Below are 13,757 nucleotides of genomic sequence, written 5' to 3'. Positions count from 1 at the left end.
CCCTGTCTTTTCAGGACAGTTGGTAGCGATTTTGTATGACCATGATGTGATAGCATCACACGATCGAGTCATCTATTATGCCCCTGGAACAAGTCACCGCAACGCGTTCGGAATTGAATCAGAAGCGGGCGCAGCTCGAGCTGACTGCTCAAGCTGAAGAACTGCTACGGCAAAAACGAAACGTCCTCATGGAGGAGTTGATGAGCAGCGCAGATGCCGTCATGGAGGAAGTAGAGACTCTGGACGAAGTGGCCGCTGCCGCCCGTCGTAGCCTTGCCCTCGCCCAGGCGTTGGACGGTCCTGAGGTGCTGGGCAGCCTGGCCCTGGCTGGACTCGATCCCCTCAATGTGCCCGTGACGAGTACCCGCGTGATGGGCGTAAACGTCCTGCGCATCGAACCGCAAAGGCTGGCTTCTCCACCCCAGGATCGTCCGTACGGTCCCACCGACAGCACGCCTCGCCTGGAAGCGGTGGTGAGTGCTTTCGAATCGGAGCTCGAAGTATTGCTTAAGGTCGCCAACAGCGAGCTACGTCTGCGCCGTCTGGCCGAAGCCATTCGCCAGACAACCCGTCGCGTCAACGCACTGGAGCACATTCTCCTGCCCCGTCTGCACCACCAGTTGCGGACCATCGGATTGCGCCTGGCCGAGCGTGAGCGGGAGGAGGTCTACCGGCTCAAGCGCGTCAAAGAACGCCGGACCCGTAACCGCCTTTCCTCCGGTCAAACCTGGAGCAACAGCAATGATGTCGTCTGATCCCGTCTCCAGCATTCACGCTGCCGAACAAGCAGCTGCAGACCGCGTCGCCGCAGCCCGAGAGCGAGCTGCGGATCGCCGTCAGGAGGCCGAACACGCTGCCGAGCACCTGGTGGTGCAGGCGCAAGCCGAGGCGGAACGGGAGGCTGAAGGTCGCAGGCGTTTTATCCTTGCCGCGGCAGAAGAGGAGGCCGCAGTTCTGAGGAGGCAGGGTCAGGAGCAAACAGAATTCCTGCGCCATCATCTATCGCAGCGAATTGATAGAACGGCGGCCAGGATCGTAGAGTACCTCTTGCCCTGAATCACCTATGCTCATTCCCATGACACGCTTGCAGGTCATTGGCCACAAGCGGGACCTCGACAAGACGCTCCAGGCTGTACAAGTGCTGGCTTGTGTTCAGCTCATCGATGGGCAGCAGGTGCACACTGAGCTACGACCCTACGCGCTGGCTGACGAGCAGCGAGAGCTGGAGACTCTCAGCTACCTGCTCGCGCGCCTGGACGCGTTGCTGGCGCTGCTGCCCAGGCTCCCCGAAGAACATCCCATTCCCTGGGTGGAGACGGACCTGTGCGCCGGCCTGCAAGCGGACCTGGATCGCCACGCGCCCACCATCGAGGAACTGGCTCGGCGCCGGGAAGCCCTGCGCAACGACGCCGAGATCCTGCCCAGCTACGCCGAGACCGTTCGCAAGCTCTTGCGGCTCACGCCGGAACTGACGAAACTGCAGGGGTATGAAACCATCGCCTTGCTGGTCCAACGGCGCTATAGTCCGGCCATCGAACTGCTGGCCGAGGAGGTCGAGGCAATTGCCGGGCAGGAATACGAATTGGTGTACGATCAAGTCGACCCCGATCGTATCGGCGCCATCCTGGTCGTACCCCAGCGAGTCGCGGGTCAGGTGCAGGCACTGCTGGGCCAGGTGCAAGTCAGCCAGGTGAGGTTGCCGGAATCGCTGCAGGACGTCCCGTTCCAGGATGCGCTGGGCCGCATCCAGCGTCGTTTGGAGGGGATCCCAGGCGAATTGGAGCAGGTGGATGTGCAGTTGCAGCAAGCGGCCGAGCGGCATCGGCGGCGCTGGCTGGGCGCTCGCCATGCCCTGGCCCGACGCCTGGAGCAGTTGCGCGCCCGCAGGCATCTGGGCGAAACCGACCATGCCTTTGTACTGATCGGCTGGGTGCCTCAACGTGAACTGGTGCCAGTGGTCGCTGCCCTCGAAAATCGCTTGCCCGACCAGTTGGCCATCCAGGAGTTGCCGCCGTCCCAAGAGGAGGCTTCGACAGCTCCGGTGCTGCTGGAGAACCAATCCGTCGCCCGCCCCTACGAATTCTTCATCCGACTGCTGGCATTACCCCGGGCCGGTAGCCTGGACCCCACTGCCTGGATGGCGTTGTTCATGCCCCTGTTCTTCGGGCTGATGCTGGGCGATATTGGCTACGGCCTGGTCATCCTGCTGATCGCCGCATTTGTTCATTACCGTAGCGATAAAGGCAGCAGCCTGCGGGACGTGACGGCCTTCCTGATGATGGGGGCGGGCTGGAGCATCGTCTGGGGGCTGGTGTTCGGTGAGTTTTTCGGCTCGCTCGGCCACGCTTTGGGCCTGCAGCCCCTCTGGCTCGAGCGTTCTTCGCCCGACGCCCTGGCGCCGCTGCTCATTTTCGCCCTTGCCATAGGCGCAGTGCATGTGACATTAGGGCTGGTGCTGGGCGTCTGGAGCGCCTGGTGCGCCCATCATACCGACAAGCTCTGGGAGCGCGCAGGGATGCTGGTAGGCCTTTGTGGCTTGTTCTTGCTCGCAGGTGTAGCGGCGCAGCAGTTGCCATCCGGCTGGACCACCCCTGGCCTGGTGGTCGTGCTGGTAGGGCTGGTGCTGCTGATCCGTGGGATGGGCCCGCTGGGCGCGCTCATGGCCCCGGTGGAGTTACTGGGCGTGGTAGGTAACATCCTGTCCTACCTGCGACTGGCCGCCATCGGCCTGGCCTCGGTCTATCTCGCTCTGGTGGGCAATGAGATGGCCAGCCGCGTTGGAGTGGTCTGGGTGGGTGTGATCATCGCCCTGCTATTCCACGCTCTCAACATCGCCTTGGGCGCGTTCAGCCCCTCCATTCACGCCTTGCGCTTGCATTACGTCGAGTTCTTCTCCAAATTTTATGAGGACGGAGGGAAACCCTTCCAGCCGTTCGGCCTCGCATCTACAGAACCAGACATCGGCCAGCCAGGAACCGCCGCCGCTGCTCAGGTTCCCGGACCAACCGGTTCCACAGGTCTATCATCACTATGAATCTTCAGACACCTCAGGAGGTATTACTTATGGAAGTCGGACTCATTGCCATTGGCGCCGCACTGGCCGTGGGCCTCACAGCCCTCGGTACGGGTCACGCCCAGGCCCGCATCGGCTCGGCAGGCGCCGGGACCATCGCCGAGAAGCCGGAACTGGCCGGTCGTATCATTTTGCTCGTAGCCATCCCCGAGACCATGGTCATTCTCGGCTTCGCCGTCGCCGCCATGATCCTGCTATTGCTGGGATGAGGCGGGGGCTGATGCGATGGCGCTGAAGGATATCCTCGAAATCATCGCCGCCGATGCCGAGAAGGAGGCAGAGGCGATCCTGCAGGCGGCCGAAGAAACCTACGCGGCCCGCATGGAGGCTGCCGAGGTGCGAGCCGCGCAGACTCGGGCCCGCATCCTGGCCGAGGCCCAGCGCGCAGCCCAGCAGGAGGAAGCCAGGCGGCTCCACCGCGTCAAGCTGGAGAACCAGCGACAGCAGGTGCAGGTGCAGGAATCTGCGTTCCTGGCGGCCGTCCGCCGCGCCCAGGAGATCCTGGCAGCCGCCCGCCAACGGCCCGATTACGAGGACATCCTTGCCAGGTTGGCGGCCGAGGCGCTGGCACACACCGATGAACCGGCCATCGTCGTGGTCCATCCCGATGACGTCGACCTCATCCGCGCCATCCTGGACACCCACCACGACCAGCCGCAGCGCGTCGAGGCAGTCGAGACAGAGGAAGGGCTAGCGCCCGGCGTGATCGTGCGCAGCGTCAATGCTCGGGTAGTGACAGAGAACACTCTGGACAGTCGTCTGCAGCGTTCCCTGCCCGACCTGCGCCCTTTGCTGTCGGATCTGCTCAGCGAGGATCAGCCCGGCGGGAGGACACCCGATGAGCGCCGGGATTGACGTTGGCTATGAATACGTTAACGCCCGGCTTCGAGCCATGCGCAGTCGGCTGCTTCAGCGCACAGAATTCGAGCAACTGCTGGCGGCTCCCAACCTCGAAGCCCTCATTGGCCAAGTTGATCAGAGTCAATACCACGACGCCCTCGAGCAATCCCTGGTCACATCGGCCGGCCTGGATGCAATCTTGCGCGCCGTGCAGATCGATCACGGCGCCATCCTGCGGCGCATAGCTGCCTTCGGCGGCGAAACCATCGCCCCTGCTCTGGGCATACTACTGGCCCCGTACCATCGTCACAACATCGTTGTTCTCCTACGCGGCGTCAGCGCCAGGGCCGGGCCCGAACGTATCCTTCCATGGCTGTTTGCCTTACCTCCCTTCAGCGAGGGTATGCTGGCGGAGCTGGCGCGCCAGGCCACGGCGCGCAGTCTTGTGGACCTCTTGGCCCAATGGCGGCTTCCGACCGATGAACTGGCGGGAAGCCTGGTGGCTGCGCTGCCCGCTGGCCCCAACCTGCGCCAGCTCGTCACTGCCTTCGACCTGGCCTGGGCTGAGAGCACAACCCGGCAGGCGGCGGCGCTCCCGGGCTCAGACGGTAACCTTGTGCGCCTCGACCTGGTCCGCAGCCTTGACCTGCACAATCTCCTACTGGCCCTTGACCTGCACGAGGTTGAGCTGGCGAGACCGGCGCCCTGGTTGGCCGGGGGTTGGCTCTCGCCCGAAGCGCTGGAACGTTTGCGTACAGCCGCCGACATCCAGGCGATGGACATGGTACTGGATGCGGCACGCGAGGGCGAGTTCTGGCGGCAGAGCCTGGCACAGTGGGATGACCGCCGCCTGACAACGCTGCAACATGGCTGGGAGAGCACGCTATTCCACTGGCGGGTGAGCCTCTTCTCAGAGGCGGATCCACTTGGTGTGGGCGTGCTCATCGCTTTTCTAGCCGCTAAAGGGGCTGAAGTACGCAACCTGCGCCTGATCGCCGAGGCCGTGGCCGGCAACATCGGCCGAGACGAGGCAAGGGCGTACTTACTGCTCGGAGATTGACCATTACCGTCATATGGCCCAACTCACTGTCATCACCACAACTGACCTGGCGCCCGGTTTCTCTCTGACCGGCGCACACGTGCTGGCGGCTTCCGATCTGACCGAGGCTGAACAGTTGCTCAGACGCCAAATGGCCGAGGCCCCCGACGGCATAATCGCCTACCATGAGCACTACTACGCCGGGCTGTCCGCCGATCTGCGGGAGCAGATCGAGCGGGAATATCGCCCCCTGGTAGTTGTCCTGCCCGATGGTCTCCCCGCTCGCGGCGAAATCTCCCGCCGCCAATTGTTGTCGGAGATGCTCAGCCGGGTCATTGGCTACAGTATCAGCTTCAGAGCTGAAGGCCGAGAAGAACCCTAGTCGAAATCAACCATGCCAACTCAAGCATTGCAGACCGCCATCCATGCCTACCGTAATCGACGTCCCCTGGGCAATGCGCCTCGAGGAGTCATCAGCCGCGCCTCCGGCCCCGTGGTGGAAGCGCAAGACCTCGAAGGCGCGCTGCTCTATCACGTGGCCTGGGTAGGCCCCGAGCGCCTGATCGGCGAGATCATCCGCCTGGATGCAGACATTGCCACCGTCCAGGTTTACGAAGACACATCTGGACTACAGATTGGCGACCCAGTGTGGGACACCGGCGCGCCTTTGTGGGTGGAGTTAGGTCCCGGCTTGCTGGGCAGCATCTACGACGGCGTGCAGCGCCCCCTGCCAGACCTGGCCGTGTTAGATGCGCAGGATGTTCCAGCGGCGCCTTACATTGCCCGCGGCATCAGTCTGCCGCCCCTCAATCGCAAGCGGCGCTGGCCCTTTGCGCCGGCAGTCTCGCCGGGCGACAGGGTGGTCGCAGGCTCACTTTTAGGGACGGTGAGCGAGGGCAATAGATTCCACCATCGCATCCTGGTTCCGCCTGACTATCCCCCTGGGCAGGTGGAAGGAATGGCCCCGGGCGAGTACGGTGTCCGTGAAGTCATCGGTTATCTGTATCCGGAGGATGGCAGTGAGCCCCTGGTCTTGCGGCTCTCGCAGCGCTGGCCCGTGCGCCGGCCCCGACCCTATCAGCGCCGCCTGGACCCACAAACGCCACTGGTGACCGGGCAGCGGGTTATCGATACCTTCTTCCCCGTCGCCAAGGGCGGCACGGCCATCATCCCCGGCGGTTTCGGCACTGGCAAGACGGTCATCGAGCAATCGCTGGCCAAATGGACGGACGCCGATATCGTCGTCTACATTGGTTGCGGCGAGCGGGGCAACGAGATGACCGAAGTGCTGACCGAGTTCCCGCAACTGGAGGACCCCAAGTATGGCGGGCCATTGATGGAACGCACCGTGCTTATCGCCAATACCAGCAACATGCCCGTCGCCGCGCGGGAGGCCAGCATTTACACCGGCCTGACTATCGCTGAGTATTTTCGGGACCAGAGCCTGCACGTGGCGCTGATGGCGGACAGCACCAGTCGCTGGGGCGAGGCCCTGCGCGAGGTGTCGGGCCGGCTGGAGGAGATGCCGGGAGAGGAGGGATATCCCGCTTACCTGGCCAGCCGTCTGGCCAGCTTCTACGAGCGGGCGGGCATCGTCCAGGTGTTGGGCGAGGAAGAACGCGAGGGTTCGGTCACTATCATCGGGGCGGTATCGCCTCCTGGCGGCGATTTTTCCGAACCCATGACTCAGAACAGCCTGCGGCTGGCCGGGACCTTCTGGGCCCTGGACGTGAACCTGGCGCGCAGGCGCCACTTCCCCGCCATTGACTGGATTAGCAGCTTCACGCACTACCGCTTGGATGACTGGTTCCGAGAGGCTGTACATGAAGACTGGCCGGACTTGCGCGCCCACGCGCAGCGCTTGCTGCAGGAAGAGCACGAGCTGCAGGAGATCGTACAGTTGGTGGGCAGCGATGCCATCGGCGAGTCAGAGCGAGCCATCATAGTGGTGGGGAGGCTGCTGCGCGAGGCATTCCTGCAACAATCAGCCTTCGGCGACGATGCCTACGCGCCGCTGCACAAGCAATTAGCACAGCTTCAGGCCATCCTAAGTTACTACGACACCTTGGACGCGCTCATCCGGACTGGTCACAGCCTGGAGACCTGCCTGGAGGCCAGCGTGGATGTGCGCCGGCGGCTGGAACGCCTGCACGAACTATCGATAGAAGACCTGCAAGCCCTCCTTCCCGACTTGTTACGGGAGATCAAGGCTTGGGACAAGGCTGTGCGCCAGAGTCAAACACCGGTCGGCAGATGGTGAGCGCCGCAAGAGGCGATGATCCAGGACAAGAGAAGTTCAATCACTCAGCGTGGATCGCTACGATCAATGGTTCTAACTGAAACAAGTGTCGAAACGCCCAAACCCAGCCTTACGACGACATCGTATCGCACGGGACGCTATGCCTCCGGACCGCTGCTGGTCTTCGAGAAGGTTCAGCGCGTGGGCTTGGGCGAGATCGCCACCATCACAGGGCCCGATGGCAGCGAGCGGCTAGCCCAGGTTCTGGAACTGCAAGGGGAGCGGGCCATCGTGCAAGTGTTCGAGGGCACCGCCGGGCTGGATCTGGCTCGCACGGTCTCTTGCTTCAGTGGCCGGCGGGCCAGGATCCCGGTAGGTTTGAGCATGATGGGGCGGATCTTCGATGGCTCCGGCGCGCCCATCGATGGTGGGCCACCGGTGGTCCCCGAGGCGATGCTTGACGTCAACGGCTTGCCCATCAACCCCGTCGCCCGCGCGCACCCTTCCGACTTCATCCAGACAGGTATGAGTGCCATCGACGGATTGAATACCCTGGTGCGAGGCCAGAAGCTGCCTATCTTCAGCGGCTTTGGCCTGCCTGCCAACGAGTTGGCCGCACAGATCGCCGCGCAAGCCAGCGTAAAAGGGGATGAAGCCAGCGAATTCGTAGTGGTCTTCGCGGCGTTGGGCATCACCTATCGCGAGGCGACCTTCTTCCGCCGCCAATTCGAAGCCAGCGGCGCGCTGGCCCACGCCGTCCTTTTCCTCAATCTGGCCGACGACCCACCCGTGGAACGCCTGCTGACCCCGCGGGCAGCTCTCACAGCCGCCGAATATCTGGCCTTCGAGCAGGGGCTCCACGTGCTGGTAATCATGACCGACATGACCAACTATTGCGAGGCCCTGCGGGAGATATCCAACGCCCGCGATGAGGTACCGGGCCGCCGCGGGTATCCGGGCTACATGTACACCGATCTGGCAACCCTCTACGAGCGGGCCGGGCGGATAAAGGGGCGACCGGGGTCCATCACCCAGTTGCTCATTCTGACCATGCCCGATGACGACATTACCCATGCCATCCCCGACCTCACCGGCTACATTACGGAAGGCCAGATCGTGCTCAGTCGCCAACTGCACCGCAAGGGCATCTTCCCGCCCATCGACGTACTACCCAGCCTGAGCCGCCTGATGAATGCCGGCATCGGTGAGGGAAAGACCCTGGTGGAACACCGCGCTCTGGCCGACCAGCTTTATGCCTTCTACGCCAACGGCCGGGACCTGCGCCGGCTTGTAGCCATCATCGGGGAAGGTGGGCTGAGCGCCGACGATCAGCAGCACCTGAACTTCGCAAAGACTTTTGAGCAGAGCTTCGTCCATCAGGGCGTGGAGAATCGCAGCATCGAGGAGACGCTGGGGCTGGCCTGGGACATTCTGGCGCCTTTTTCTCCCGCTGAACTGACCCGCATTCCCGCTGGGCTCTTACAATCGCGTCCAGGCGATTCGGATACGCAGGGTCGATCAGCCGCCGACTTATAGATGATACAAGGGGTCAGGTCGCCCCTGTGCAGAGAAAGCAATGTGAATGATGACAATACGGAACAACCAGGATGGAGATCAGCAAATGATCGCCTTCGGCCCGGTGCCCTCCCGGCGTCTGGGGCGCAGCCTGGGCATCAACAACATCCCGCCCAAGATATGCAGCTATGCCTGCGTCTATTGCCAATTGGGACGCACCATCAAGATGCAGGTGGAGCGCCAGGCTTTCTACGAGCCGGAGGCCGTGTTCCAGGCTGTGCAGGACAAGGTGGAGCGGGCCCGAGCAGCCGGAGAAATCATCGATTACCTGACCTTCGTGCCCGACGGCGAGCCCACGCTAGACGCAAACCTGGGCCGCACCATTGAGCTGCTGAAGCCACTGGGCATCAAGATTGCCGTCATCAGCAACGCCTCCCTGATCTGGCACCAGGATGTGCGCGACGATCTGATGCTGACCGACTGGGTCTCACTTAAGATCGATTCCATCTGGGAAACCGTGTGGCGCAAGATCGACCGGCCGCACGGCAGCTTGCAGTTGACGGCAGTTCTCGACGGCGCGCTTGAGTTTGCGCGCAGCTACCAGGGCAAGCTGGTGACAGAGACGATGTTGGTGCATGGCGTCAACGACGATGAAGACCACCTGTGGGAGGTGGCCGATTTCCTGGCCCGCTTGCAACCTGCAACGGCCTATCTGGCGATCCCCACCCGGCCGCCGGCCGAGAACTGGGTGCAGCCGCCGGCCGAGGAAACCATCGCTCGAGCCTATCATATCTTCCGTGAGCGGTTGAGCCAGGCCGAGTATCTGATCGGCTACGAGGGCAACGCCTTCGCCTTCACCGGTAACGTCGAGGAAGACCTGCTGAGCATTATGGCTGTCCACCCGATGAGGGAGAACGCGGTCTGCGAGTTCCTGCGACGAGCCGGAGCGGACTGGGCCGTAATCGACGACCTGCTCGCCCAGCATCGACTGCTTGCGACGGCCTACGAAGGCGAGAGGTTCTATATGCTGAAGTTACATGGGGATTGGGGAGAGCGTGTATCAGTTGAGTGACGGGATGAAAAGGAGCTAGCTATGAATGTCGTGATCAAGGAGATGACCATTGAAGACTATGTTGAGGTTCGCGCTCTGTGGCAGGAATCCGACGGTGTCGTGCTCAGCAAAGTTGATACAAAGAAGGATATTGCACGCTTCCTCGAACGCAATCCCGGACTTAGCTTCATCGCCCGGGATGGGGATCAGCTTGTGGGAGCCGTTCTCTGTGGCCATGATGGCAGGTATGGCTACATCGACCAGTTGGCTGTGTGCAAATCTTATCGTCGCCAGGGAATTGGACGATCGCTTGTGGCGCGATGCCTGTACAACCTCATGCGAATCGGCATCCACAAGTGGCATCTCTTCGTCTTCGACGATAATCAAGATGCCATTGCCTTCTGGAAAAAGCTCGGATGGGCAGAACGAGTTGAGATGATAACGATGTCCCATCACGAAAGTCGCCCAACTGATAATCAGGGCCAATAACAGGATATCCTATGCTAACTAGGTTGAGGGCCGCCACTCAGAATAGTGTCTCGCTGCCTGGCCGATATGTTTTGATCGCCGCAGGGCTGACGCTTTTTGGTTTGTTGGCCGGCACCGGTCTGGGCGCGGTGATGCCTGTCCGACCGCCGGCCCCGGTGGTCGCGGCGCGACCAGCCTTCGCTTCCACGGCCACCTGGCAACGCTGCGATGAGGAACTGCCATCCATCGCCACCGTTCTGACCGTGAAGGCCGACCCGGCGCATCCGGGCATTCTGTACGCCGGAACTCACCAGCCACCAGGGTTGTGGCGCTCTGCCAACAGCGGCAAGACGTGGGTGCAGGAGGTTTTCGCCGGGGAGACACGCCCTGGCTGCCATCCAGTTTACGCCTTGCATTGGGATGCGGGGCGACAACGCTGGTGGGCAGGAACGACCGCAGGACTATTCTATCGCAGCACAGACTCACCCGTCTGGCAACCTGCTGGCGGACCCGATGGACCAATCTATGACCTGGCCCAGGACGCGTCGGGCCGCATCTATGCCGTCCAGGCTGAAACGGGTCTTTTCCGTTTGGATAGAAGCGATAACTGGACGCAACTGCGAGATACTGACAGGGCTCTGGCTGTGAACGTCTCGCCCGACGGCAGGGTGGTCTTCCTGGGCACCGCTGGCGATGGGTTGTGGATCAGCCATGACGGTGGAACGACCTGGCAACAGGTGCCAGATTTCAAAAAAGCATACGTTTCGGTGCTGTGGACAGATCAGCAAGTCGGACAGCAGATCCTCCTCAGCACCTCCCAGGCGGCCTATGGGTCCGATGACCAGGGACACACCTGGCATTCGATCCCGACGCTGGGCGGACGGTCGTATTCCTTTCACCTGGCTCCCGATGGCACTCTGTTCGCCGGGTTGAAAGGTAGAGTCGCTCGCTCGCGGGATGACGGACAGACGTGGACATTGAGGGGCGAAGGATTGGCACCCGATGCGATCATCCTTGGGCTGGATACCGTTAGCCAGCCTGAAGGCGGGGATATGCTCTTTGCCGCCACCCGAGATGGCATCTACGCCAGCGGCGATCGCGGCAACAGCTGGCAGCGCCACAGCACCGGGCTTGGCGGCATTCAGGTGAAAGCGCTGGCCAGGAATTCCGCAGGCGGCATGATTGCAGCCACCCCGCAAGGCTTGTACCGGCGGCTCGCCGGTGCAGCCACATGGCAGCCTATAGCCCCGACCTTCAGACACACACATATCTACGACCTGTCGGGCGATGCGAGCGGCCATACCCTCTACGCAGGCACGGAACGCGGCCTCCTGCGCAGCGCTGACGACGGCCAGACCTGGCAAGAGGTGCCCTCCGAGCTGGCATCACATGGTATGCCGGGCGTGCTGGCGGATCCGGGCGATCCCAACCACCTCTTCATACGGCTGGCCTTCGAGCGCATCTACGAGAGCTATGATGGCGGTCAGACCTGGCAAGCTCGCTGGGAGGGCATGGAAACCCAACATGTGGTGCTGTCCATGGCCCGTGGGCCGTCCGGGGAGTTCCTCGCGGGCACCGACAAGGGGGTTTTCCGCTGGAACCGGCAGGACAATCAGTGGCACAAGGAGCCGCTTGCCCTGCCCAATCCGGCTGTCTACGCCGTGGCTTTCGATCCCTCGGGTAGGGAGCAATATGCGGGCAGCACTACAGGGTTGTGGTGCAAATCGGGCGACAGCGGCTGGCGCCGCTGCGGGGCCGGGACCATCCATAACAGCGTCTCTGCGCTGGTTGCGCTGCCTGCAGGCCATGTCTATGCGGGAACTCGCTACGCCGGCCTGTACAGATCCTGCGACAGCGGCGCGACCTGGCATCAGGTAGCTGGAATTCCTGCTGATGCCACCGTGAACGACCTGCTGGTGGATTCGCAGGCGTCGCTGGTCTACGCAGCTACCGATCGCGGCCTCTTCGAAGGCCCGGACAGGGATTGCCCGCCCGCAACGGCCTCTCCGATTGAGAAGCGCGAGGACCAGGGTGGCCTGGCGGTGCTGGCACAAATTCTGGCCAGCGCCAGCAAGCATGCCGCCGGGAGGCCACTGCCGGCGGTGCATACCCTGCGGCCCGACGACTCTCTGCTGAATCAGGCCAGGGATATCGGCTTCCAGGCCATCGTGCAAGTCTTCTCCTGGGCCGAGATCGAGCCTGCCCAGGGAGTGTGGTACTGGGAATATCCCGACTTCCTGGCCAGGGCAACAGCCTTCTATGACCTTGACCTGATCGTGCGCCTGGATCACCCGCCTGAATGGGCTGTGGAGGCGGCATCTGCTGACAGCAGCTTTCCCTTCGATGTGGATGCCTATCTGCGCTTCGTGGACGCGGTCGCCCGCCGCTACGGGGACCACATTCATTCATACATCATCTGGAACGAGCCAAACCTGGCCGCTGAATGGGGCGCGCCGCCCGATCCGGCGTCCTATGCCCAACTGCTGCAACGAACCTACGCCGCGATCAAGCAGATTGACCCCGCCGCCACAGTCGTCAGCGCAGGGCTGGCGCCTACCAACGAGCGCAGCGATTGGGCCGTGGACGACCGCTTGTTCCTCAAGGAGATGTACGAGGCTGGTGCCCGTCCCTATTTCGATGCCCTCGCTGTCCACCCGTATGGCTTTGCCTACCCGCCCGACGATTCCCGCGGCCAGCACAATGGGCTCAATGTGAACCGCATCCTGGATCTGCGGGCCACGATGGAAGCCCATGGGGATGGCGCCAAGCCTGTCTGGGCCACGGAGGTCGGCTGGACAACCGACGGGGTGGGCGACCACGACTGGCTGACTGTGACGCCGCAGCAGCAGGCCGATTATCTGACAATGGCCTGGCGGATGGCGCGCCAGGACTGGCCCTGGCTGGACGTGTTCACTGTCTGGAACCTGGGAGCGACCTCGCCCGCTGCCAAAGGTGAGGTCGATGAGAAGGCCGCCTACAGTCTTCTATACGAGGATGGAAGGCCCAAGCCTGCCTGGGACGCGTTGCAGGATGCCTTTTCCGGGACAGGCCTCAGGCGGGCGGCACTCACTCTCTGGGAGCGGCTTGCATCGCTCCTGACCGATGGGCCATCGCTCGTAACTATTCTGGCCCTGGATCAGGAGATTCACCTGGGCGACAACCAGTGACCTCCCTTTTGGCCCCTGTATGGGGCCCGGAATCCCAGTCTGATCTGGCAAGGAGGATTCTACGTTAGATACCCGGAGCGAGGCCCCTGGAGACTGCACATGGAGATGCAAAGCCACGAGCCAAGCAATGCTGTGTTCCTGAATGGTCATTTCCTGGGTTATCTTCCGGTAAAGGATTGGGTCTACGCCTGGGATTCGGCCAGTTTCCCCGTGCTCTCTTCGCTCTTGCAGCCGGGATACAACGAGCTGATGGTTCGTTCAGGCAGCGGGGCACCAAAATCCCAGGGATCCATTTCCAGATGGGACGAGGTATTGTTCCGAAATGTCTACCTGAGTCACTGACGATCTACTTACCAGGCGATCCG

At 62.4% G+C, this 13,757-nt stretch carries 13 protein-coding genes; all 13 read left to right on the top strand.

Annotation, left to right across the window (positions count from 1 at the left end; translation table 11 throughout):
- The first annotated feature begins 77 nt into the window (after positions 1 to 77).
- The 13 genes from U9R25_12055 to U9R25_11995 all read left to right on the top strand — a co-directional run bounded on the left by U9R25_12055 (position 78) and on the right by U9R25_11995 (position 13,734).
- Complete coding sequence (locus U9R25_12055) at positions 78 to 755, top strand: V-type ATP synthase subunit D (GenBank protein MEA3336638.1); 678 nt, start codon at positions 78 to 80, stop codon at positions 753 to 755.
- Positions 742 to 1,056, top strand: coding sequence for a hypothetical protein (locus U9R25_12050; GenBank protein ID MEA3336637.1), 315 nt, complete (start codon positions 742 to 744; stop codon positions 1,054 to 1,056). The genes U9R25_12055 and U9R25_12050 overlap by 14 nt, the downstream gene beginning before the upstream one ends.
- 7 nt (positions 1,057 to 1,063) lie before the next feature.
- A complete protein-coding gene (locus U9R25_12045; GenBank protein ID MEA3336636.1) occupies positions 1,064 to 3,034 on the top strand; it encodes a V-type ATPase 116kDa subunit family protein in 1,971 nt (656 codons plus the stop codon).
- 29 nt (positions 3,035 to 3,063) lie between these two features.
- Entirely contained in the window at positions 3,064 to 3,282 is a 219-nt protein-coding gene (locus U9R25_12040) for an ATPase (protein MEA3336635.1), read from the top strand.
- 16 nt (positions 3,283 to 3,298) lie between these two features.
- Complete coding sequence (locus U9R25_12035) at positions 3,299 to 3,928, top strand: V-type ATP synthase subunit E (GenBank protein ID MEA3336634.1); 630 nt, start codon at positions 3,299 to 3,301, stop codon at positions 3,926 to 3,928.
- The gene (locus tag U9R25_12030; protein ID MEA3336633.1) at positions 3,912 to 4,973 is read left to right on the top strand and encodes a V-type ATPase subunit; all 1,062 of its coding nucleotides are present in this window, start codon (positions 3,912 to 3,914) and stop codon (positions 4,971 to 4,973) included. The genes U9R25_12035 and U9R25_12030 overlap by 17 nt, the downstream gene beginning before the upstream one ends.
- 13 nt (positions 4,974 to 4,986) lie before the next feature.
- A complete protein-coding gene (locus U9R25_12025; GenBank protein MEA3336632.1) occupies positions 4,987 to 5,334 on the top strand; it encodes a V-type ATP synthase subunit F in 348 nt (115 codons plus the stop codon).
- A 12-nt stretch (positions 5,335 to 5,346) separates the two neighbouring features.
- Entirely contained in the window at positions 5,347 to 7,212 is a 1,866-nt protein-coding gene (locus tag U9R25_12020) for a V-type ATP synthase subunit A (GenBank protein ID MEA3336631.1), read from the top strand.
- 66 nt (positions 7,213 to 7,278) lie between these two features.
- On the top strand, positions 7,279 to 8,727 hold the full coding sequence (locus U9R25_12015; protein MEA3336630.1) for a V-type ATP synthase subunit B: 1,449 nt from the start codon (positions 7,279 to 7,281) through the stop codon (positions 8,725 to 8,727).
- 85 nt (positions 8,728 to 8,812) lie between these two features.
- On the top strand, positions 8,813 to 9,778 hold the full coding sequence (locus U9R25_12010) for a radical SAM protein (GenBank protein ID MEA3336629.1): 966 nt from the start codon (positions 8,813 to 8,815) through the stop codon (positions 9,776 to 9,778).
- A gap of 21 nt (positions 9,779 to 9,799) precedes the next feature.
- The gene (locus U9R25_12005; protein ID MEA3336628.1) at positions 9,800 to 10,246 is read left to right on the top strand and encodes a GNAT family N-acetyltransferase; all 447 of its coding nucleotides are present in this window, start codon (positions 9,800 to 9,802) and stop codon (positions 10,244 to 10,246) included.
- 11 nt (positions 10,247 to 10,257) lie between these two features.
- Positions 10,258 to 13,392: a YCF48-related protein gene (locus tag U9R25_12000; GenBank protein MEA3336627.1), complete on the top strand. Its 3,135-nt coding sequence runs from the start codon at positions 10,258 to 10,260 to the stop codon at positions 13,390 to 13,392.
- Positions 13,393 to 13,491: 99 nt separating this feature from the next.
- Complete coding sequence (locus tag U9R25_11995) at positions 13,492 to 13,734, top strand: hypothetical protein (GenBank protein MEA3336626.1); 243 nt, start codon at positions 13,492 to 13,494, stop codon at positions 13,732 to 13,734.
- Positions 13,735 to 13,757: the final 23 nt, after the last annotated feature.

Source organism: Chloroflexota bacterium (assembly GCA_034717495.1).
Classification (GTDB): Bacteria; Chloroflexota; Anaerolineae; order JAAEKA01; family JAAEKA01; genus JAYELL01.
The sequence above is the reverse complement of the archived record's forward strand: the minus strand, read 5'-3'. Positions and strand labels throughout refer to the sequence as shown.